Here is a 20803-nt window from a genome sequence, read left to right as displayed (position 1 = left end):
TCCGACATGACACAGCCTAGAGCCTTGCCTCCAATCCATCCCGGTATATACGCCAAAGAAAAAATTCTCCCGGAAGGGCTATCAGTCAAAGACGCTGCCGAAATCCTAGATATTGGCAGGCCTGCATTATCAAATTTTCTCAATGCAAACTCTTCTCTTTCAGCAGATATGGCTATTCGTCTTGAAAAAGCCTTTGGTGCTGACAAAGTTAAGCTCTTAGAACTCCAATCACAGTACGATCAGTACGAAATGACTATTCGTGAGAAATCTATTGCAGTGCGTGCTTATACGCCGAGCTTTCTTGATATTCATGCAAGGCAGATTGAGGCATGGGCCGACGGTAATTTGGAAGCTCGCTCAACTTTGGCTGTTTTGATACGCAAGCTCGTCAGTACAACGGGCATAGAGCTTAGAAAAGTGGACTTTCCTGCTTACGATAACTCGCAAAAGCCGGGATGGGATGGATATGTCGAAGCGGAAAGTGTTACACCCTGGATACCCATTGGTGCATCTGGCTGGGAGTTTGGCACCAATAAAGATATTAACGCCAAGGCAAACTCAGATTATAAAAGCAGAACTGATAGTCTTTCGGAAGCTGAAAGAAAAGGACTCACATTTATATTCGTCACGCCTAGGAACTGGCTGGGAAAGAATGATTGGCTGGACACCAAGAACAAGAAAGGTGAGTGGAAAGAAGTCAGAGCTTACGATGCAAATGACCTTGAGCAGTGGTTAGAGCAGTCTGTCCCTGCAAAAAACTGGCTTTTTGAGCAAATTGGCCAAAGTGCCGACGGCGTGTGTTCGTTAGAAAGTTCATGGAATAGATGGGCCTCTATTGCAGAGCTATCGCTCAATGAAATCTTGTTTCGAGATTCAGTGGGCGCACACTCTACAAAGCTCAAAAATTGGTTAGGTAGTGAGCAGTCTAATCCTATTATTGTCTCATCAGATTCGGTCGATGAAAGCATTGCTTTTTTGGTATGCGCATTAAAGTCAATAGATAAAGAAGGCTCGAATTACCTTGACCGTATGTTGTGTATATCTGATGCAGAGGCACTCAGATTGTCAACGAAGGGAAATACAAAGTTTGTTCCTGTTATCACCTCAAACGAAGCTGAAATGGCACTTGCGGATACACAAGGCTGTAATAAAGCAATCGTTCTGAGGCATAAAAATTCAGTGATCGGAGAGCCTGACATAAACTTGGAGCCACCAAGCTATAAAACCTTTAAAGAATCGCTAATCTCTATGGGGATAGGCGACCAGGAAGTAGATCGCTATGCAAGTGAATCTGGTCTTTCTCCTACAATACTAAGGCGGCGACTTTCAAAAATACAAGCGATCAAATTCCCGGAGTGGTCACAAGATAATCAGACTGTTAGAGAATTGACACCCATTATATTTGCTGGTGTTTGGAATTCAGGGAACGACGCGGATAAAGAAGTTTTGATGTATTTATCCGATAAAGACAACTACGAAGATATTGAGCATACTTTTTCAAATATTTTAAGGTTAGAAGACCCCATTCTCTGGTCTATTTCCAGTTACAGAGGAATCATATCAAAAGCTGACTCCCTATTTCTTGCACATAATCTAATCACAGAGGCTGACTTAGATCGGCTCTTTGATGTTGCTGAACTTGTACTTAGCGAAGATGATCCAGCTTTAGACCTTCCAGAAGACAAGCGTTGGATGGCCTCTGTTTACGAAAAAACCAGATCGCATTCATCTATCCTCAGGGACTCTATCTGTGAAACATTAGTTTTAATGTCTGTTCATGGAAACAACCTGTTCGAAAAACGTCTAGGTTTAAATATAGAAGGTAGAGTAAATAATGTTATCAGCAGCCTTTTAAGGCCTCTCAGCCAGAGAACTTGGCTATCTCAAAAAGATGATCTCCCAAGATATGCGGAAGCTGCACCTGATGTATTTTTGGAAATACTGCAAGAAGATATTAAGAGCGCCTCACCTAAAGTACATGCACTACTCGCCCCATCTGATAGTGGTGTTCTTGGAGGTGGGTGTGCTAGAGCTGGACTTTTATGGGCGCTGGAATGTTTAGCCTGGAAGCCCGAACGTCTTGCCGCCTCTACATTATTACTTGCCAGCCTTGCCGAAATAAGCATTGATGATAACTGGTCAAACAAGCCAATAAACAGTTTGTTGAGTATATTCCGGTCATGGATGCCTCAGACATCGGCATCCCTTGAGCAGCGAATAGTTGTTTTAGAGAAAATCACCAAACAAAACCCAAAAATCGGGTGGAAAATTTGTATTGACCAAATTGATCCATTGTCTCGGCACGGGACTTACAACCAAAGGCCGAAATGGAGAAATGATGCTGTTGGCTCAGGGGACGTTACATATAACATCGAGTCTGATAGTTTCAGGAGAAAGGCTTTAGAAATAATTTTGAACTGGCCCAATCATACAGAGTCCACCCTTGCAGATATTCTGCCTTGCTTAAAACATATACCAGAAGAAAGCTCTCAAAGGGTATGGGAACTCATAAGTGAGTGGAACAGTAGTTCACCCAGTGACGCTCAAAAAGCAGCTTTAAGAGAAAGAATACGGCAGTATGCTTTCACAAGGCGCGGCAGTAAGAATGTAAAAGGAGAAAATAGAGACTTTGCCCGTGACGCTTATAACTTATTGACCCCGACTGACTTGCTTCTTAAGCATTTATGGCTTTTTGAAAATCAATGGGTTGATGAATCTTCTGACGAACTTGAAGACGATGACTTTGACTATAAAAAGCGGGATGAACGTATTTCAAAATTAAGAACTGAAGCTCTCACTGAAATATTTGAAGATTCAGGGCTTAAAGGTGTACTAAATCTCCTAAAGTCTAGTGGTGCAGCCTATACCATTGGACGATTATTGGTGAAGAACATCGTTTCTGATGATGTTGAAAGTTTACTGCTACAAATAGTTACCAATTCATCGTTTGAGCAAGAAAAAATACTAAGAGATTTTATCTTAGGATTTATTGGTGCCATAGAACCAAAGAAGCTATTTCCTACGGTGGAGCGCACTCTTTCAAAACTGATCGAAAGTAAAGATCAGTCCAATGTTGTTCGATTGCTTTTGTCCAGCCCTTTCGAGCAAGAGATATGGGATATAGTTGATAAGCTGTCAAATGAACTAAAAGAACTTTACTGGACTTCTGTATACCCAGAATGGCGTAATGAAGAATCTGGCTTTATCAACAGACTAATAGATAGTCTGCTTAAATATGATAGACCAAGAGCTGCGTTTTCCATTGCGCACTTATCAATAAAAAAGCTGACATCAGAGAAAATTGTATACCTTCTCAAAGAAGTCGCTAGAAATGATAGTGAACCTTCAGGCCAATTCCCGTTCAGAGAGTATGAAATCAAGAAGGCTTTCGATACCCTGCAAAGCAGGGGGGACATATCAGAAGATGTGTTAGCTAATCTTGAGTTTTTGTATATCAGGGCTTTACGTCATAGTGACTTTTCAATCCCGAACCTTGAAAAGCTTATAGAAAAATCCCCTATTGCCTTTGTTCAGGCTTTGGCAATGGCCTACAAAAGAAGTGATAACGGGAAAGATCCCGAGGCATGGTTTGAAAACGGCAATAAAGAGGACTTAGCTGTAGCTGGTTATTCTTTACTCGACAATATCAAGAGAATACCTGGCGCTAAAGGCGAGTCTGGCGAAATTGACAAATCGGTTCTCAAGGCTTGGATAGACGATGTCCGCATACTATGTGAGGAATACGCTAGAAAAGATATTGGCGATCACATAATCGGTAAAGTTTTGTCATCATGCCCTAAAGGTAAGGACGGAATTTGGCCTTGTGAACCTATAAGGAAAGTTATCGAAGATATTGCTTCACCAGAAATAGCCAAAGGCATGTCAATTGGGCTATATAACCGTAGAGGTGTAACCAGCAGGAGTATTGGCAGTGGCGGAGATCAGGAGCGAGAACAAGCTCAAAAATATCGAAACTGGGCTGGTGAACTCTCTTTTGAATACCCTTATGTTTCAAGACTCTTGGAACAAATTGCTCGCTCTTATGATCGAGACGCCGATCATTGGGATACGGATAAAGTAATCAATATGAGGACAAGGTAATCCTTTCTTAGATGTAGATTTTTATTTAGGGAGCGCCCGGCATGCCGGGCCAAGCTCTACTCGGACATTTAGCCCTCCCCAAGCCCTATTCAGGTCTTGGCCATTCGGTAACGATCTCTCGCTCATTCCAGGGGTTTTTGATCCCCTCTAAATCAAGAAAAATGACGGTTTCTACCTGCTTCTGCTTCGCAGGGCAGACACTCCGCAATTTTTCTGAATTTCTCACGTCCGCGCCTAGTCAACCTCTATAAGTAACTCTATTCATACTCTCCTAGCTTCTAGAGCCCCCTTAATGCTGAGTATTTCCTGATACCAAGTTTGAAATTGAACCTTTGAAATACCAGTATAGAAGTTACGAATATCGTCATGTTCTGATGGGCTCAAATCGGAGTACAGGTCGCCTAGCTTATCTGCTTCTGGGATGGATAAGGGGACAATTTTCGTGAATTTTCTAAATTCAGAAACTGCTAGCCTTTTAATTTTGTATTGATGTCTTTGTTCATTGAATACAAACTGATTTGTAAGGCGCTCTATCAATCGCCTCATAAGGCCAGATAAGTGTTCTTTGTCTGCGGGTGAAGGTTCGTTTTGAGCATTCAAGTATTGGCCGATTTCTGAACAAAGATCATCCCACTTCTCTTTATACTCTTTTGCCGTTGCACAATTTTCAAGAACTTGTACTGAGACACTCTGACTTAAGTGGGCTTTATTGAGAACGGATTGCAAATTTACAAAAAAGTCCCAATTATGAGTCAGGATAATTATCTGAGTGGTAAGATTTGATTTGTGATAATCACGGATTCTTTTGCAGAAATTTGATACATAGTTGTAGTCAAAGCTAGTTACCGGATCATCAAATACAAGAATCTGATTAGGTGATGCTTCTGCTTCACACATAAAAACTGCAAGAGAATGAACTTTTTGCTCGCCTTCGCTCAATACACGATGCACCGGACTTCTGCCGATTTTTGGAGTTACGATCACATCTTGCCGATTTCCGCGACTGTCGAGTTGAACTCCCATTTGCTCCATAGATGCCCCACAGAGGGCGATATATTCTCGATCAAGTTGCTCTTGGAAAGAGTCCAAGACCAACTCATTATAGGCCTTTTTCCCTTTCGAACTCATATTCCGTAACATTGTTGAAAAATTTATCCCATTACACTTAATTGAGACTGGTACAAATTTTTCTATCTCTGCACATATGGCAAGCATTTCTTGCTTGTGATCGGATATAGTCTTATGAGCCCTCAAATTCCCAATTTTATCTTGAAGCTGCTTAATTGCGCTGCTCAGTGACTGTTCGTTTTCGGCAGATGCTTTAATAGCAGTTTCTATCTGTGATTTTGTCTCTTCGATAACTTGAACATAGATGCTTAACTGTGAATGTTTAGAGAATTCTTCAGTGTTAAAACTTGAAAAATCACCACCTTCTGGAGGCACTGAGTTCAATATCGCTTCTACCACTTGACTTAAATTTTGAAAGCAATTAACGGGGAGTTGATTTTGGCAGGCGAGATATTCATTTAGATTAAACTTACGAATCTCACTCAAAACACCGATAGCAGTACTTCTCTTGAGGTTCAGGTCTTTTATTTCATTTCGAATTTGATTATTTGTGTATTCATGATAAGCCTTAAAAAGGCTTTCAGCATTTCTAGAAAGCTTTTGGCGACATAGAGGGCAATCGGTAGAATTTGCCTTAGCATTGGAAAAGTCTGTTAATTCCGACGCATGATTTACCATCATCTGAAAGCGAATAGGGTCTATATTATCACTAGATAGTCTTGCAGATAGTTCATTCAATGTTGATTGTTTTTGTTCTATCGAGACATCTGCCGCTTGAATAAAAGAAACTGGAGATGTTCTACATTTTTGCTCAAATGATGATAATTTCGTTTTAAGTTGTTTAATCAAGGCTAATTGGGCTTGCAAGCCTTTTAGACCTTCCTTGCTGGAGGCCATCATATGCTGTTCCAGGCTTTTTGAGAGACTAGCAAGCTCTTGATCTTTATTACCAAACTCTATAATCCCATCTAGCCATGATTTCATTGGTGCAGGATTTATCGAAGACCAGCTTAAAAATGGCTCCACATTCGTATTTACAGTGGCGTTAATTTTGGATTTAAGATTCTCAATTAAAGTGGTTAGTCTTGTATTCTCTGATTGTACTTTGCTGCCTGTATAGCTCTGGAAAGATTCTAACAGTGATCTCGCATATTCAAAGAGCTCCAATCTAAATACAGAAACTTCTACGGAGTTTTTAGGATTCAGACTGTCTTCAACATTTCTCAATGCAACAGATGAATCGAAATATTTGATAAACTCATTTAATGACCCAAAGCCAGATTGTGGAGACCACTGCCTTTCCTGAGTATCACCCTCAAAAGAATAAGAAAAACTTGGTGAGTTTTGACCGCTACTATGTACATTATGGAGGGGGGAGTCCGGGTCTTCTGGGTTCGATAAAACCTTTATAGCTTGGCACAGACTTGACTTACCTGACCCATTCATCCCAAATATGAGACTTATCTTTTTCCCAGGCTCTATCTTGAGGTTTGGGGATAGCTTTTTAAAAGAACTAAAGTTGTGAATACTTGTTAGGCAGGCAGAACCAGAAGTATTTTGAGCAGTTGAAAATGCAGCAGCTGTTGGAAGCGCTGAACGCTCATAGCTTTCTAATCCGTGCAAGTATGTCCATAAAGCTTCTAACCTTTCTTGAGTTGGAATGGTGCCATCTGAGTTCAGTGCCATATCACACAACGCATCAAACCAAGGCTCATTGACGCTATCGCGTAGCTCTACTAGATATCCAACAGCATTTTGAAAGCGAGGCATGGGAAATTCACGTCCTTGATCAATTATTAGACAGTTCTGTACTGAATCAGCATCCAGAGGCGCTAAATTATACCTAAATCGTTCAATTTAAAAGAGGTTAGCAGTTACCTATCGGGCCGAGTTGATCTAAAACAAGATTCGACGGGAGGCAACCCCACTCTTTGAGATTCAAACACTGGCGCGCCCGGTAAACCGGGTCGAGCTCTACTCGGGCCTACAGCCCTCCCCAAGCCCTGTTCAGGTCTTGGCCAAAAGGTAACGATCTCTCGCGTATTCTAGGGGGTCTTGTTCCCCTCTAAATCAAGAAAAATGACGGTTTCTGCCTGTTCTGCTTCGCAGGGCAGACACTCCGCAATTTTTCTGGATTTCTCACGTCCGCCTAGTCGGCCTAGTCGCCAGAGGTTCATGCACGGCGCTGTTAGCGCTTCGCGAAGAACCTCAAAAGCGATTTAGGAGAAAAGGCCATGAAAACTGACATCTATCAAACCGTGACAAACAACATTGTTGAGGCGCTGGAGCAAGTAAGCCTAGACGACTACAAAGCCCCCTTTGCACGACTGACAGGCCAGAAAATGCCAATCAATCCAGTGACAGCTAACCAATACCACGGAATCAACACCTTAGTTTTATGGCTGGAACAGCAGGTCAAAGGCTATAGCTGCAACGAGTGGGGAACCTTCAAACAGTGGAAAGACAAAGGCGCACAAGTCAAAAAGGGGGAGAAAAGCAGCCTCATCATCTTTTATAAGCGGGTCGAGAAGAAGGACACTGACGGCAATGATCCAGAGTATTACAACATGCTTAAATCTTACCGCGTATTCAACGCCGACCAGGTCGAAGGCTATGAATCCAAATTAGAGCTGGAAGAGGGTCAACTCAGCACAGTAGAACGCATTGAACAGATTGAGCAATTTGTTACTGCGACAAGCGCAGACATTCACACAGAAAAGAACAAGGCTTGTTTTTGCCCCTCTACCGATCATATCGAAATGCCTTGTAAAGATCGGTTCTTTGATACCGACCAAAGCGCCACAGAGAACTACTACGCAGTATTGCTCCACGAGTTAACTCACTGGACAGGCGGCAAGAAGCGCCTAGACCGTGAGCAAGTAGGCTATGGCAGCAACAAAGAAAGCTATGCTTTTGAAGAGCTAATTGCCGAGCTGGGCAGCGCGTTCCTTTGTTCTCAGTTTGGCATTATGCAGCAAGGCCGTGACGACCATGCCATCTATATCAAATCCTGGCTGCAAGCCCTCAAAAATGACAAGAAGTTAATTTTCAAGGCATCGGCACAGGCTCAGAAAGCTGTAGATTTTTTAAACAACTTACAGGGAGGTTAATATGGCAGGCTCTACAGTTCAAATTAAACCAGTATGAGCTATTTTAAGCGACCTATTCAGGGTTTTTGTCGAAATATCCAGTGTTTTAGCAACACTGGATAGTGTCACAGGCGGTGTGCTGGACAGTTGCGCCTTTGCCCACTCAACTTGCTGTCTGGTCAACTTCTTGGGGCGGCCTATGTGTTTGCCGCGCTTGCGCGCAGCCTCCATTCCTGCTTTTGTTCGCTCAGAAATCAAATTTCGCTCCAGCTCGGCAAATACATTACGGATTTGATACATGCACTTTCCCATAGGGGTAGTGGTATCGATCTGATCTGTTAGAGAGCGAAACTGTATATCTCTGTTTTCTAGTTGCTCCAGCACGTCCAGGGCATGACGCAGTGAGCGAAACGCTCTGTCCATCTTCCAGATTACGAAAACATCACCCGACTGTAATTCAGAAAGTGCTTTTTCAAATCCCTGCCGATTTTTGGCAACCGCTGACACCCCCTGATCTGAATAAACTTTTAGGCACCCTGCGGCTTCCAGAGCGTCAATCTGTAAATCCAGATTTTGTTCATCCGTGGAAACCCTTGCATAGCCAATGGCTCGACCAGATAAATTGCTCATAAGCTTATGATTCCAAAGCATATATTTCTTCACTCCCTATGATAGACAAAAGGGAACCCTTTTGTCCCTTGGCCAGACCATCCCTGCAATACGCTCTGAACAGATCACGAATCCACCGATTCCAAGGAGTATCAATCTCAGTGATAGATACCCAAAAATCTTATGAAAATACTACCAAAAGGGTTCCCTTATGACCCATATGTAGCGTTCTCTGAATAGTGAATCAATAGCGAATCTCTCATATCGAAAATTGTAGGGAGCTTTCCCATGAGACGCTTATTCAAGAATGTGGTCTTTGGCTTACTGATGATAATTGTCGCTGTACCAGCAATGGCAGGAAAAGACTTCATCAAAAAAGACATGCGCGAAAAAACTACGGAGTTTGTCCAAGCTGTTGGTGCCCGATTATCAGAAGATAAGCTGACTTTTGTTGTTCACGGTGGGAATAAGAAAATGATGATGGCCGCCTACCGTGTCGCTCAGCGCTTGGATGATGAAGGAATACCAGTGGCTTTCCTGCTATCCCCTGATAGAGACAATATCGACATTACCATGTATGTGGATTATTGGGCTAAGGGCAGCTCCAAATACTGGGTTGCCGCTTACGACAACGATAAAAATACGATAGAAGAGACAGAGCAGGGATTGTATGACCAAGCGGTGGCCGCTTATGAACACGGTTTTGGCAAAAAATCGGACTCATCAGAAGAAAATTAGTTTACATATCGAGAATAAACGGCGCTTGCGCGCCGTCAGTATGTACATACTGGTCAGCAGAGCTGTCAAGCTCTGCTGCGACTTCGCCGGTTTCCAACGAAGTCGATGCGGTTTCTTTTTGTGATAAGGCGTTTTCCCGCTCACCCTTCTTTAGCTCTAAATGACTGCTTATCGCTCTCGCTACAACAGGATCATCTTGTGCTAGTTCTATCAAATAGGCTTCTCTTTCTTCTGGGGTCATCTCAGCCATGACCAGCGCATAATATTCAACGCGATCTGCCTCACCATCGGTTAATCCGTGCTTGGCGGCAAATGCATCTTTATCTTTAATAATGTCATTGATAGTCGCTTCAAGGTCAGCGTCTGTGTACTGAACACCATTGAGTTCACGCATTTTTTCTTGAAGCTCTTCCCTCTGGCGATCCAGTAGATCAATACCTTCCCGGAGGGTATCGACAGCATGTTCGTTATCGTCTTTATCGTTTGCGGCATAGGTGTTACTTGCAGTCGCCATTTTTTCTTGGCGGAAGTCTCCCTCATGCCCCTTGATCATGAAGTTTGAGAAAGCTTCATAATCGGCAGACTTTAAAAACGCTAAGGTCAGTATGCCCATTCAATATCCTTACAATTGATTCCTTTCAATTATAGAGTGAAGACCTTAACAACTGGTAAACGATGTTTTTAAAGCTAAGGTTGAAAGAAGCAGGACAGAGAAGTACTCTTTGTGCTTCACCTCGAAATGGATACATGGATGCTTGCTATGGTCGGCATTTCCCAAGCTTTATTGACAAACCACTATTTCAATTGGTTTGAGAACCCCTTTCTCACAATATTATTACTCCGGTCGGAAGACAGAGGAAATTTCTCCATTTCTATAGCTTTAGCAAAAGGTCTGGCTTTGTTGCTAGCCAAACTACAACCTTCAGTTTATGAGGAGTTAGACATTGAAGAATAATACATGGAAGGCAGGACTTTTGGTGCTGTTATTCGTTACAGCAAGCATCGTATATGCCGAATGTGGTGTAAAGTACCGTTGGAATGGTAGTTTATTTGGGCCAGGCTATGCAGCTTCGTCTGCTGAGGCGATCCAAGTCTCTTGCGCAAATGCAATGCAAAGTGCGATTGGCTCTGGAGATTGGACTAATTGTGGAGGACTTACTTGTTCTTCAACAGGTAGTTCGATATCTCCTAAAACCTATCGAATTTCAGGTAAGAATTACGCGGGTTTTACGGCCTCTGTTTCCGGTGAAGCCGAGTTTTCCTGTGATCATGTTGCCACCGGTGATACTGGCATTCAATTAACCTACTTGGTAGGGGTCGGATCGGATTTAGCAGGTCTTGATTGTAGAGACGATGATCATGCGGGCCCATCATGCGACAGTGTAGGTAATCCTATTAATTTCGCTGGTGGCAATAAGTTTCAGGAAGAGGTTGATTTTTCGTGGAACGCGCTTCAGATAGCGCGCTACTATAATAGTGCCTATGGCGAATGGTCTCACAAGAATTTCTCAAGGCTAGAGCATAGCCTTGAAGCAGGAGTTGGGGCTAGTGGCTATTTTGTAGCCAAGGTGGTTGACGAAACTGGGCGTATTCATCGATTTTATAGAAAAAGTGTTTCCGATAATTTCACCCAGATATGGGGGTATAGCGGAACACTGACAGAAAACAGCGACAACACCTATACATATACGGACTTGAATGGCAACGTAAAAACCTTTTCGGTAGAAGGAAAAATTATCTCTTTCAAAAACCGGGGAGGGGCGATTGATCTGTCGTACAGTTACCTGGCTAACTCCACAGTGATTTCTGATCAGTACGGAAACAATTGGACATATAATCTGAATAATGAACTGGTGAGCTCTGTCGATTTCAATGGGGCTAATGTGGTGTCTTACAGTCACGATGCAAATGGCCGGCTGGTATCTGTAACATATCCTGGTAATAACACCACTCGTACTTATCACTACGAAGATGCTAATTACCCGGATGCTTTGACTGGCATCACTGATGAAAACAATGTTCGGTTTGCTACTTGGGGGTATGACTCAGAGGGGCGTGCAATAAGCTCTGAGCACCATGGCAGTGCTGAAAAGGTTACGCTGGATTACGCCTATATGGATCACCCATCTGATCCACGTGTGACAACGACAAACGCCCTTGGCAAACAGACAGCCTATCACTTCACCACAATTGGTGGTGTCCGTAAGGTGGCTCAAGTGGAAGGGCATCAGTCAACACACTGCGCGGCTGCAAACCAATCCTATACTTATGACTCCAGAGGGTTTCTGCTAACTACTACAGATTGGTCAGGTAATTTGAGCCTGTATATACGCAATAGCAAAGGGCAGGTTATTTCACATACAGATGCGTTGAACACACCTGAACAGATTACGGTAAATACCGACTGGCATTCTACTTTTAATCTACCGACAGCCATCCATCAGTCCTATCGTCAGACCGATTTTACTTACGACACAAATGGTAGCTTGGAAAACAAGCAAATCACTATTACGAGTACGCAAATTGACCCTTTTCAGAAGTACACAGAGTCCATGTTGATTGTGGATGCTGATGCAGAAAGCCTTGCCGGTTGGAATCCTGAAGTGGGCACATTTCAATTGTGGGATTATGGATGGGGGCAGACATTATCCCATACAGGCAAATCAATAGGTCCCAATTCGCCGGGGGCTTCCCGTCTGTCTCAGCAAATTGATGTACTGGCAGATGGAGTCCCTGTAGCTGAAATCGATTCTGGAAGAGTCACAGCTAAACTGACATGGTGGCATCGTAGCTGGGATGGCGTAAATAATGACCCGGCACGCACCTGGTTTCGTTTTCTAGGTGCATCACAAAACTTGATATCTGAAACTATCCCAGCGTTTACTACCGCCCCAAATCAAATGACGATGACAGAGATAGAAGATCCGATGCCTGCCAATACTCGGTTTATCGAAATCGTGATAGAGGGGCAACATGTTGCAGGCTCAGGTGTGAGCTATTGGGTAGATGATTTTGAGGGCTCTTATGAGTGGTATGCGGAGTAAGAGGCAAACCTTCCAATACCCAAGATACCAAAATGGATATTAAGAATAGCAATGAGGACAGCAGGATGAACAACGTGAAAAAACAACTGAGCATAGCTGTTACTGCAAGTATGCTGGCGCTGGGTTTATCAAGTATCAGTCACGCCAGCCAAACCTGGAATTACACTTACAACAGCAATGGCCAAGTACTGACCAAAGATGGCCCCCGCACCGATGTTAGCGATGTAACCACCTACACTTACGATGCCTCTGGCAATCTATCCACCATCACGAACGCCTTGGGCCATGTTACCCAATTAACGGATTACAACGGTCGAGGTCAGCCAGAGAAAACCATTGATTCCAATGGTGTAGAAACCCTTTTTACCTATCATGCTCGCGGCTGGCTACTAACCAGTACCCTCAAAGACCCCGGTGGTAATTCAGCTAATGATGCAGTGACGACCTATGGCTACGACAATGTAGGGCAAATCACCAGCATCACTTTAGCCAATGGCGCGGTGATGAATTACGAGTACGATGGTGCTCGTCGCTTAACAGCCGTCAGTAACAATCTGGGTGAGAGGATTGAGTACACCGTTGATCTGGCAGGTAACGTAACTCAAGAAGTCATCAAAGACGGTGGTAGCACCATCGTCAAGTCCATGACCCAAACTTACGATGAGCTAAGTCGCTTGCTCACCAGTGTTGGGGCCAGCAATCAGACTACCAGCTATGGCTATGATGTTAACGGCAATGTGACTTCCATTACCGATGGCAATAACAACCAAACCACCCAATCCTTCGATGCGCTAGATCGTCTCAAAGATGAATTAAAGCCGCTGAATCAAGACATCAGTTACGGTTACGACGCTCAAGGTAATATGAATACCGTTACCGATCCCAAAGGCTTGGTGACGACCTACAATTACAATGGCTTGGGTAATCTAACCAGCTTGGTTAGCCCAGATACAGGCACCACCAGTTACACGCATGATGAAGCGGATAACCGCCTCACCAAAACCGATGCAAAAGGCGTCACTGCCAGCTACAGCTACGATGCGCTCAATCGCCTGACGGCCGTTGACTACCCCGGAACGACTCTTGATATTACTTATGGTTACGATGCCGGAGCCTATGGCAAAGGTCGTTTAACCAGTATCACTGATGCCAGTGGCACTCGAACCTTTACTTACGACTACTTTGGCAACCTGGCCAGTATTAGTGCTACAGGCAGTGCCAGCTACACCCTGAGTTATGGCTACACCACAGCGGGGCAGCTCAACAAAATCACGTATCCCAGTGGCCGTACGGTAGATTACACCTACAACAACCAGGGGGAAGTTAACGGGGCTACCACAACCTATAACGCTCAGACTCAAACGCTGGCCAGCAATTTTACCTACCAGCCCTTTGGGCCAATCAAGCAGTTTGACTATGGCAATGGCATTCAGCTAGACCGTAGCTTCGACCAAGATTATCGTTTGACCTCCCAAAGTCATGGCACAGTCAAAGCCAATAGCTACAGCTACGACAATGTCGATAACATCACGGCGGTAGACGATACGCTGGATGGCAGCCGCGACCAGTCGTTTACCTATGATGCGCTGGATCGGCTCACTAACGCTACGGGTGTATACGGCACTCTCAGCTATACCTACGATGCGACCGGAAACCGCCAGACCATTACCGATAACACCGGGACGGATAGCTACACTTATGATGCCAATAGCCACCGACTGTTAAGCACGAACAACTGGACATACCAGTATGACGCTAATGGCAATCAGGTTAGCAAGCTGGATAGTAGCGGTAATGGCTTGCTGTACGGTTACGATGACCGCAACCGTTTAGTGACTGTAACCGAGCGAGATACCAGCGCCAACCCTAACCCTCAAGACACCCTAAAAGCCACCTATACCTACAACGCCAGAGGCGAACGGGTTAAAAAGGTAACCCCCACTGCCACCACTCACTATTTGTACACCAGTGCAGGTGAGTTGTTGGCTGAACTGGATGGCAGTGGTGCTGCCGTTCGGGAATATATCTACCTTGCCAAGCAGCCACTGGCGATTGCTCAGTACAGTGCGCCAAGTTCATCAACGCTTTACTACAGCCACAATGACCACCTTGGTACACCACAAGTCATTACAAATGGTATTCAGCAAGTCGTTTGGTCATCAGACCGCAAGCCGTTTGGTGAAACTACGGTTACGACCACCACTATCGCCAACAACCTGCGGTTTACTGGACAGCACTACGATGAAGAGTCTGGGCTGCACCATAACTATTTCAGGGATTATGACCCGGAAACTGGTCGATATATTCAATCTGATCCGATAGGGTTGGGTGGAGGCATTAGCACTTACGGCTATGTAAGTGGAAACCCTGTTAAATACACAGACCCTCTTGGGCTGTTCGTTGACAGCGTAACCGCAACATGCCGGGTCAATCCTGCCTTTTGCCGCGCAGTCGGTTTGCTAGGTGGAGCTTCTGTAGTTGGACAGGTAGCTGTACAAAATGTTAATCAAAGTGCAAGCTGCCCCCCAGGATTTGGCAGCTCTACATTCCCAGACTTTTCAAGCTCTTCATCTTCGCCTTGGTCACAAGCAAATGAGTCAAGTGATGGCGAATCGGGGGCTAAGCAGACTCCTGTACCAAATGCTGCTGCTAGTAGTCCGGCAAATAGTAGTCCACCTGACCCTGAAGAAGATCCAGACGATAATGAGGGTGAAGATGGAGATACAGAACATGGTAAGCAACGAAAGCAAGAGGGTCGATCTGACCCTAACCGATCAGGTAGCGCTGTAGATCGTGTGATTAGAGAAGGGAAGCGTTACACAGATACAGAAACTGGCAATACTGTTTACGTGAAGGGCAATCAAGTTGTAATTTTAAGGCCTAATGGTCAATTTCATACTAGATTTAAAAACCCTAGATCAAATACATTGAATAGAATCAGATCAGGGCGTTGGCAATGAATGTTTTATATAAGAAAATTTCAGTATGGAAGCGTGAAGATGAAAGGACTGCCATAAAATACAACTGTTTTGAGCTTATAAAGCTAAAAAAATACTGTGTTCAGAGTGCAGACTACTACTCTATTCCTATAGACTCAAAAGATATTGCCGACTTAAGTCGGCAATATCTTGACTTATTTCTTGAGGAAGCTCCAGAAAATAGAGGCGAACTTTATGATTCCCTAGAAGAGGCTATTGAAAAATTTGATAGTGACTTCGATTGATCTAGGGGTGCCGGAGGAATGGTCTAATGCCCTCCCAACCAATATCCAGAAGATAGATAAAGGTATTGGTAGTTTTTTAACTATTGATACCGCTTTAGTTAGCTTATGGGTGTATCTTTGTGACTGGAGTTTTACGATAAATGGCTCTGAAATTTTGTCCAGTGATGTGCAAGATGAGGAAGTTTTCGAAAAGATATTGACTCCCCTTTCAGAAGAATACCTCGCCTCAATCAAAATAAGCGGTGAAAATTCCATAGTTCTTTCCTTTAGCCAAGGCTATGAGTTATCTATATTTGCTAATTTTGAGGAGTATGACGGCGAGGATGACTTGCTTATCGCTTTTTTTAAGAAAGGCGAGCCGTTGGCATATTCACCTGAGAGGGGCTGGTATCGCGGCAATTGATATGAATATCGGCAATCAAAACGGCAAGTCATCATCACGGTCAGAGCTGACCCATATGGAGGAATTTATAAACTCGCACTCTTTGCGCTGCGAGCTGTATTGACCGTGACAGAAATAATGCAGCCTATCACTCATTTCGTTGTAGATTAACTCGGTAAAGAAATTGCGAACTTTCGCTCTGATATTCTTATTGCCGCGCATAAATTCCCGTTCAAGATAATCCCAGTGTTCGACTGGTATTCCCCGCTGGCGGTGCTGCGTGTCCATGTAATAGGCAAGATAGGTAAACGCCTTTGGAATATCTAACACCACCCGCTGCGTTTCATAGGTGCCGTTCAGTTGACCAAGGCCGTCATCTCCGTCAAGGAGCTTATGAACAACTTCGGAGATGTATTCAGTTTGTTTTTGCAGTTCTCGATCCATACTTTTGGCTCCATCTGTAACCTACAGTTGGTTATCTGATCTTTCATGCTTAGTATTCACCAAATGGCCGCTCTGCTTGGGCAAAGCCCTCTGATAGCTTGTTGGATGGTTTTACCTGGAATAAAGCATCTGCCTTGGCCTGATCTTCCTCAGACAGTGGCGGTGTGAAGGAATGTATATAGTAGTCCAAGGGTGTCAGAGGGCGCGTTGTATAGCGAGCTATTGCGACCTTCAAAACGTGTTCCTTGGCCGCCTCTACATCCGTCCACCGCAGAGCGGATAGTTCGGGTACTGCACCACAGATACGATCAAGTGCGCCCCATAGCTTGCCCTCGTCATCGGCACGGAACAGGTAATACACAACCAGATCATCCATAATCAGTTCCCAGGTGTCGTATTCGTTACTAAAATTCCAGTAAAATTCTCTTTCTATCATTTGTACTTTCCTTGTTGTTATTCACCAAGATAGCGCGCCGAGATTCCGACGCGCAAACAAAGCCCGTTAAATGCTTTGTTTAAAGGCAGTTACCAGACTGTGTTTTTGTTCCTGTTTGATAATTTCACGTTTACGCATCACCTGGCTTTTCTCCACGACCTGACCTTGCATACTCAGTGAAATACGCTTGACCTGATTTAAGCGCTTATCGCGTTCTTGATGGATATTGCGTTTTGCCTGACTTCGATAATGCTTTTCGAGTGAGCGACCACTGTGAGGTGGCCCGTATCTCAGGTGTGTTTGCAGGGTCGAAGACGTTAGGCGGTGATACTCTCTATCCACCAGATTTTTTTCGTGGGTTTTGTAATAGCGGGAAATTTTGCGCTGCAAATCGTGAGCGCGTTCCTGTGTGTTGGTAACTTCACTTTTACCCACGCCCTCATAAGAAGACCGTTTACGAACGGTTTTCGTGAAAATTCTATCCGGCTTAATTTCATTGCTTGAGTCCGGTCTTGCTGCTTCATTGAAGCTGCCCGCCATCCCTGGCGTAGACGGGGGGCTATGACTGCTCATTACTCATCCACCATGTCAGCGTAGTAACGACCTGTGATTGGACGGCTTCTATTGTTAGCGTCATTGATTGCTTGTTGTGTGGCTTTTTTCAATTCTTTTAAAGTTGGCCTAAAACCACTCATTACGGTATCGCTTGTGAGGCACTTAGACGTAACGTTTAAGGTGCTAATAAACCATGCAATCAAAGGCACTACCGTAAACATGGCAATACATACCCAATGCTCATAGTCATACAGGTATAAACCGTAAAATTGACGTAGATGGTAGAAAGCCACTGCCAATGGCACCGAAAACCAAAAAAGAGGTCTTCTTAGATAGATTTTTTCAATATTTTCAATGCAATATGCTTTTCGCGCTGTTTGCAATTGATAGATCGTTACTTTGGTTTCACCCTTTTTGTAGTAAACCTGTTCCATCTTAAAGTCCCTCCTGCATCAAGCGGAGAAGTGCGCCCAGTGGGTCTTGTGGAACATCACGCAGAAATTGCTCCTGTTTCCTTCGGGCCAGCTCCTTTGCACGTTCGGCAGCAAGCCGGGCTTTTTCTCTGGCTTCCTCATCCAGCCGCTTGGCTTCGGCTATAAGGGCCATTTTCCGGCGCTGTTCTGCTTCAAGCGCCAAGCGTTCCCGTGTCTGGGTAATCCCGCATTTCTGATCGAGATTGGCTTCTACGGTTTTAAGAGACTTTAGGTAAGGCTGGGCTACATACTGGAAGCTGGCGGTGTAAATCGCAGCATCGAAGCGCCCAACCGAGAGTGTTTCAGGAACAAGGTTGTCCAGAAAGCAGGCTCTAACATCTTCTGGCAGTGGGTCTTTGGCATCGAAGCCCTGATATTGCACGGGCAAATCGGCCATCAGAATACGAGGGGTGAATACTGCGTAGTGAATTGCGCCCCACAGAACTAAGGCAATCGCAGCAGGCACCAAGTATTCCGAGGTCTTTTCAAAAAACGACTGATACATAGACTGTCTCCTATTACGGGAGATTTCAGCCTAACAAGGGTTTACCTTGATCTTGGGAAACAGGCTTTCTTGTCTGCTCAATCACTCGATTTTGGGGTGTAATACCAGCTTGTCCCGCTTGCCCTCTACCATTTCACGGTATTGGTTAATATCTTTTTCGATCACTTGATAACGGTTACGCTTAAATTCTTGCAGTCGTTGATGACGGCGTTCAATACGGTTTCGTTCTTGCAGTTGCTTGAAAACCAGACCGTCATATTCAAGTCGATCCCGGCTGACTGCCTTTGCAGCCTCGCTTTCGTGCTGGCGGATCAGCTTCTTACGCTGGCCAGTTATACGGTCAAACAGCCCTCGCAATCCTTTTCTGAACTGGCTTTGACGAGCAAGAAGTTCTTCCCGCTGACGGTTTTGGTGATACTCACTGAGTTCCTGGCGTTGGGCCTTATGTTGTACGAGTAGAGCGTTTTCCAGTTTATCAATGGATTCCAGCCGTTCCTCAATCTTGGAATCCTGTTTTGCTTGGAGATCGACAAGCCTCTGGCTCATATCGGCTGCAATCGTCTGTTTTGTCTCAGAGACAGACGAGAGCGGGGCTTCACTGCCAAGCTTGGCTTTAACGTCCTTCGTCTTAACGCCTACCCATTTAGCTACTGCAAAGACTTCGCATCGGTGATCGAGAGCAACAAAGCCGCGCCGATCCCCTTTGGCCAGCGTATAGCCTCTTTCTTTCAGGGCATGGGCAAAGCTTTTCTGGTCATCGCTTACCGCCCAGCTATCTTGAAAGGCCTGTTTGATGGCTTTGGGGTCTTTGCCAATCCGCTTGGCTTGCTGCCACTGGGCTAGGGTGAAATTTCGCGGGTCGCGACGGTCAGAATTGATAAACCCTTCGGGCATATCCCAACCATGCTCTATATAAAGGTCGCGTGACAGCGCCATGAGCTTGCGTTTGGTATGGGGCAAGGGAACCGCTGTCATGGTGCTGGTATCGGTTCTCGACCAGACGGCGTGTGCGTGGCGGCGGCCCTTCTTCTCATGGAAGACAATGGCGCGGGGTTGACCGACCAGCCCCAGCGTCTTTTCTGCCCGGTTAATGGCATCTTCAAACGCTTCTGTGGTGACATTTTCCCCAGAGGGCGGGTTCACACTCAGGGAATACAGAAATTGCTTGGCCTTGGTGCCTTTGCTGATGGCATGGGCTTCTTTAAAAGCGCCAGCCAGATCATCCGCTACGAACCCCCTAAGCTCATAGACTTCGACATGCTCATTCTCGTCTTTGAGCAGGTGCCGCGCGAGATCGCCAGCGCCGCCCCGTTGATTGCCCTGTAGGATCATTCGGATTATCCGTTATGGCCCAATGCCGACAACAGCAGTTCTCGCATAGTAACCACCGCTTGGCAGGCTTCGAGCAGTTCTTGCTCAACGATAGGGGTCATATCCAAAGTCCCGATATTGGCATGTTTAGCCAGTTGATTGAGATTTTGGGACAGACGCGAGTCTCCCAAGGCAGAAAGCACCACGGCCAGCTTACGATCATTGAGCTGTGGCTTTCTTAAAGTACGGCGCTTACTGGCGTTTTCACCGAATACCTGGGAGCGGATATAGGCACCCCAAGACTGGGAACCAGCCAATCGGCCAAGTTCGGTGCGCTCCTCGTCACTCAGACGCAGGGTGAACGGGCGAGCCACCTTACTTCTTGTTGGCGCGAGTTCGACATCTTGAGCCGCTGTATTGAAAGAATTAAAGAGGCTACTCATAGCGTTGGCCCCTTCATCTTTGGAGACAGGGGATTTTGCTCAGTAGAATCCTGATCGTTAGTGTTTGCTAACTTTTCGCGGTAGTAGGGAGTATCTTTTTCAAGGTATTCGCTCCATTGAGCCAAAGTGGTGATTAAGGCATCCGCTTCGAGAATTTTGTCAGTTGATTGTGGTACATTTAGGTTCGATGTCGGACTTTCTAGGCCCACCAATTGAAAAGCCTCATCCGCCAGGGTGGGGCTTTTTATTTAGGGCTGTCCCGTCCTGAATAACGTTGACACTTTTCAATCACCAAATTGGAAAGTGATATGAAATCAACAGCTAAGCGCACTCAGCGTGATTATTCGTTAGCCTTTAAATTGTCCGTTGTTGACCAGGTTGA

At 44.9% G+C, this 20803-nt stretch carries 17 protein-coding genes; 7 read left to right on the top strand and 10 right to left on the bottom strand.

What is annotated here, in order from left to right; all coding sequences use genetic code 11:
• The first annotated feature begins 6 nt into the window (after positions 1 to 6).
• Entirely contained in the window at positions 7 to 4101 is a 4095-nt protein-coding gene (locus QSV34_RS10585; protein WP_289154546.1) for a HigA family addiction module antitoxin, read from the top strand.
• Positions 4102 to 4362: 261 nt separating this feature from the next.
• Here the strand turns inward: QSV34_RS10585 and QSV34_RS10580 are convergent, their stop codons facing one another.
• Positions 4363 to 6939, bottom strand: coding sequence for an AAA family ATPase (locus QSV34_RS10580; RefSeq protein WP_289154543.1), 2577 nt, complete (start codon positions 6937 to 6939; stop codon positions 4363 to 4365).
• Positions 6940 to 7403: 464 nt separating this feature from the next.
• Here QSV34_RS10580 and QSV34_RS10575 point away from each other — a divergent pair, with 464 nt between their 5' ends.
• Positions 7404 to 8279 (top strand): ArdC family protein, encoded by an 876-nt coding sequence (locus tag QSV34_RS10575; protein WP_289154541.1) that lies wholly within the window; start codon positions 7404 to 7406, stop codon positions 8277 to 8279.
• An 18-nt stretch (positions 8280 to 8297) separates the two neighbouring features.
• Here QSV34_RS10575 and QSV34_RS10570 read toward each other — a convergent pair whose 3' ends face one another.
• Positions 8298 to 8888, bottom strand: a complete 591-nt coding sequence (locus QSV34_RS10570) for a recombinase family protein (RefSeq protein WP_289154538.1) — start codon at positions 8886 to 8888, stop codon at positions 8298 to 8300.
• A 267-nt stretch (positions 8889 to 9155) separates the two neighbouring features.
• Between QSV34_RS10570 and QSV34_RS10565 the strand changes: the two genes are divergently transcribed.
• Positions 9156 to 9605 (top strand): hypothetical protein, encoded by a 450-nt coding sequence (locus QSV34_RS10565; RefSeq protein ID WP_289154535.1) that lies wholly within the window; start codon positions 9156 to 9158, stop codon positions 9603 to 9605.
• Position 9606: 1 nt separating this feature from the next.
• Here the strand turns inward: QSV34_RS10565 and QSV34_RS10560 are convergent, their stop codons facing one another.
• A complete protein-coding gene (locus QSV34_RS10560) occupies positions 9607 to 10218 on the bottom strand; it encodes a hypothetical protein (protein ID WP_289154532.1) in 612 nt (203 codons plus the stop codon).
• A gap of 331 nt (positions 10219 to 10549) precedes the next feature.
• Between QSV34_RS10560 and QSV34_RS10555 the strand changes: the two genes are divergently transcribed.
• The 4 genes from QSV34_RS10555 (at position 10550) to QSV34_RS10540 (ending at position 16275) form a co-directional block, all read left to right on the top strand.
• Entirely contained in the window at positions 10550 to 12649 is a 2100-nt protein-coding gene (locus tag QSV34_RS10555; protein ID WP_289154529.1) for a DUF6531 domain-containing protein, read from the top strand.
• 65 nt (positions 12650 to 12714) lie between these two features.
• Positions 12715 to 15609, top strand: a complete 2895-nt coding sequence (locus QSV34_RS10550; RefSeq protein WP_289154526.1) for an RHS repeat-associated core domain-containing protein — start codon at positions 12715 to 12717, stop codon at positions 15607 to 15609.
• Positions 15606 to 15872 (top strand): hypothetical protein, encoded by a 267-nt coding sequence (locus QSV34_RS10545; protein ID WP_289154523.1) that lies wholly within the window; start codon positions 15606 to 15608, stop codon positions 15870 to 15872. Before QSV34_RS10550 ends, QSV34_RS10545 begins: the two co-directional genes overlap by 4 nt.
• Positions 15844 to 16275: a hypothetical protein gene (locus tag QSV34_RS10540; protein ID WP_289154520.1), complete on the top strand. Its 432-nt coding sequence runs from the start codon at positions 15844 to 15846 to the stop codon at positions 16273 to 16275. The genes QSV34_RS10545 and QSV34_RS10540 overlap by 29 nt, the downstream gene beginning before the upstream one ends.
• 15 nt (positions 16276 to 16290) lie before the next feature.
• On the opposite strand, the gene QSV34_RS10535 is transcribed toward QSV34_RS10540, so the two are convergent.
• The 7 genes from QSV34_RS10535 to QSV34_RS10505 all read right to left on the bottom strand — a co-directional run bounded on the left by QSV34_RS10535 (position 16291) and on the right by QSV34_RS10505 (position 20421).
• On the bottom strand, positions 16291 to 16698 hold the full coding sequence (locus tag QSV34_RS10535; protein ID WP_289154518.1) for a hypothetical protein: 408 nt from the start codon (positions 16696 to 16698) through the stop codon (positions 16291 to 16293).
• Between the two features lie 49 nt (positions 16699 to 16747).
• Positions 16748 to 17134 carry a hypothetical protein gene (locus tag QSV34_RS10530; protein ID WP_289154516.1) on the bottom strand — a complete coding sequence of 129 codons (387 nt, stop codon included), beginning with the start codon at positions 17132 to 17134 and terminating at the stop codon, positions 16748 to 16750.
• 66 nt (positions 17135 to 17200) lie between these two features.
• A complete protein-coding gene (locus tag QSV34_RS10525) occupies positions 17201 to 17707 on the bottom strand; it encodes a hypothetical protein (protein WP_289154513.1) in 507 nt (168 codons plus the stop codon).
• Complete coding sequence (locus QSV34_RS10520; RefSeq protein WP_289154511.1) at positions 17707 to 18123, bottom strand: hypothetical protein; 417 nt, start codon at positions 18121 to 18123, stop codon at positions 17707 to 17709. Before QSV34_RS10520 ends, QSV34_RS10525 begins: the two co-directional genes overlap by 1 nt.
• A 1-nt stretch (position 18124) precedes the next feature.
• Complete coding sequence (locus QSV34_RS10515) at positions 18125 to 18667, bottom strand: hypothetical protein (protein ID WP_289154507.1); 543 nt, start codon at positions 18665 to 18667, stop codon at positions 18125 to 18127.
• Positions 18668 to 18748: 81 nt separating this feature from the next.
• Positions 18749 to 19999: a relaxase/mobilization nuclease domain-containing protein gene (locus tag QSV34_RS10510; protein WP_289154505.1), complete on the bottom strand. Its 1251-nt coding sequence runs from the start codon at positions 19997 to 19999 to the stop codon at positions 18749 to 18751.
• 5 nt (positions 20000 to 20004) lie between these two features.
• A complete protein-coding gene (locus tag QSV34_RS10505) occupies positions 20005 to 20421 on the bottom strand; it encodes a hypothetical protein (RefSeq protein ID WP_289154502.1) in 417 nt (138 codons plus the stop codon).
• Between the last annotated feature and the right edge of the window lie 382 nt (positions 20422 to 20803).

It is taken from the genome of Porticoccus sp. W117 (assembly GCF_030341905.1).
GTDB lineage: Bacteria > Pseudomonadota > Gammaproteobacteria > Pseudomonadales > Porticoccaceae > SCSIO-12696.
Note: the sequence above shows the minus strand (reverse complement) of the source record. Positions and strands in the feature narration are given on the sequence as shown.

What these genes read in the sequence shown, in the direction of transcription:
- QSV34_RS10585 (WP_289154546.1), top strand. Translation starts at nt 7, where the DNA reads ATGACACAGCCTAGAGCCTTGCCTCCAATCCATCCCGGTATATACGCC.
- QSV34_RS10545 (WP_289154523.1), top strand. Translation starts at nt 15,606, where the DNA reads ATGAATGTTTTATATAAGAAAATTTCAGTATGGAAGCGTGAAGATGAA.
- QSV34_RS10560 (WP_289154532.1), bottom strand. Translation starts at nt 10,218, where the DNA reads ATGGGCATACTGACCTTAGCGTTTTTAAAGTCTGCCGATTATGAAGCT.
- QSV34_RS10505 (WP_289154502.1), bottom strand. Translation starts at nt 20,421, where the DNA reads ATGAGTAGCCTCTTTAATTCTTTCAATACAGCGGCTCAAGATGTCGAA.
- QSV34_RS10535 (WP_289154518.1), bottom strand. Translation starts at nt 16,698, where the DNA reads ATGGATCGAGAACTGCAAAAACAAACTGAATACATCTCCGAAGTTGTT.
- QSV34_RS10510 (WP_289154505.1), bottom strand. Translation starts at nt 19,999, where the DNA reads ATGATCCTACAGGGCAATCAACGGGGCGGCGCTGGCGATCTCGCGCGG.
- QSV34_RS10565 (WP_289154535.1), top strand. Translation starts at nt 9,156, where the DNA reads ATGAGACGCTTATTCAAGAATGTGGTCTTTGGCTTACTGATGATAATT.
- QSV34_RS10515 (WP_289154507.1), bottom strand. Translation starts at nt 18,667, where the DNA reads ATGTATCAGTCGTTTTTTGAAAAGACCTCGGAATACTTGGTGCCTGCT.
- QSV34_RS10570 (WP_289154538.1), bottom strand. Translation starts at nt 8,888, where the DNA reads ATGAGCAATTTATCTGGTCGAGCCATTGGCTATGCAAGGGTTTCCACG.
- QSV34_RS10530 (WP_289154516.1), bottom strand. Translation starts at nt 17,134, where the DNA reads ATGATAGAAAGAGAATTTTACTGGAATTTTAGTAACGAATACGACACC.
- QSV34_RS10550 (WP_289154526.1), top strand. Translation starts at nt 12,715, where the DNA reads ATGAACAACGTGAAAAAACAACTGAGCATAGCTGTTACTGCAAGTATG.
- QSV34_RS10520 (WP_289154511.1), bottom strand. Translation starts at nt 18,123, where the DNA reads ATGGAACAGGTTTACTACAAAAAGGGTGAAACCAAAGTAACGATCTAT.
- QSV34_RS10575 (WP_289154541.1), top strand. Translation starts at nt 7,404, where the DNA reads ATGAAAACTGACATCTATCAAACCGTGACAAACAACATTGTTGAGGCG.
- QSV34_RS10525 (WP_289154513.1), bottom strand. Translation starts at nt 17,707, where the DNA reads ATGAGCAGTCATAGCCCCCCGTCTACGCCAGGGATGGCGGGCAGCTTC.
- QSV34_RS10580 (WP_289154543.1), bottom strand. Translation starts at nt 6,939, where the DNA reads ATGCCTCGCTTTCAAAATGCTGTTGGATATCTAGTAGAGCTACGCGAT.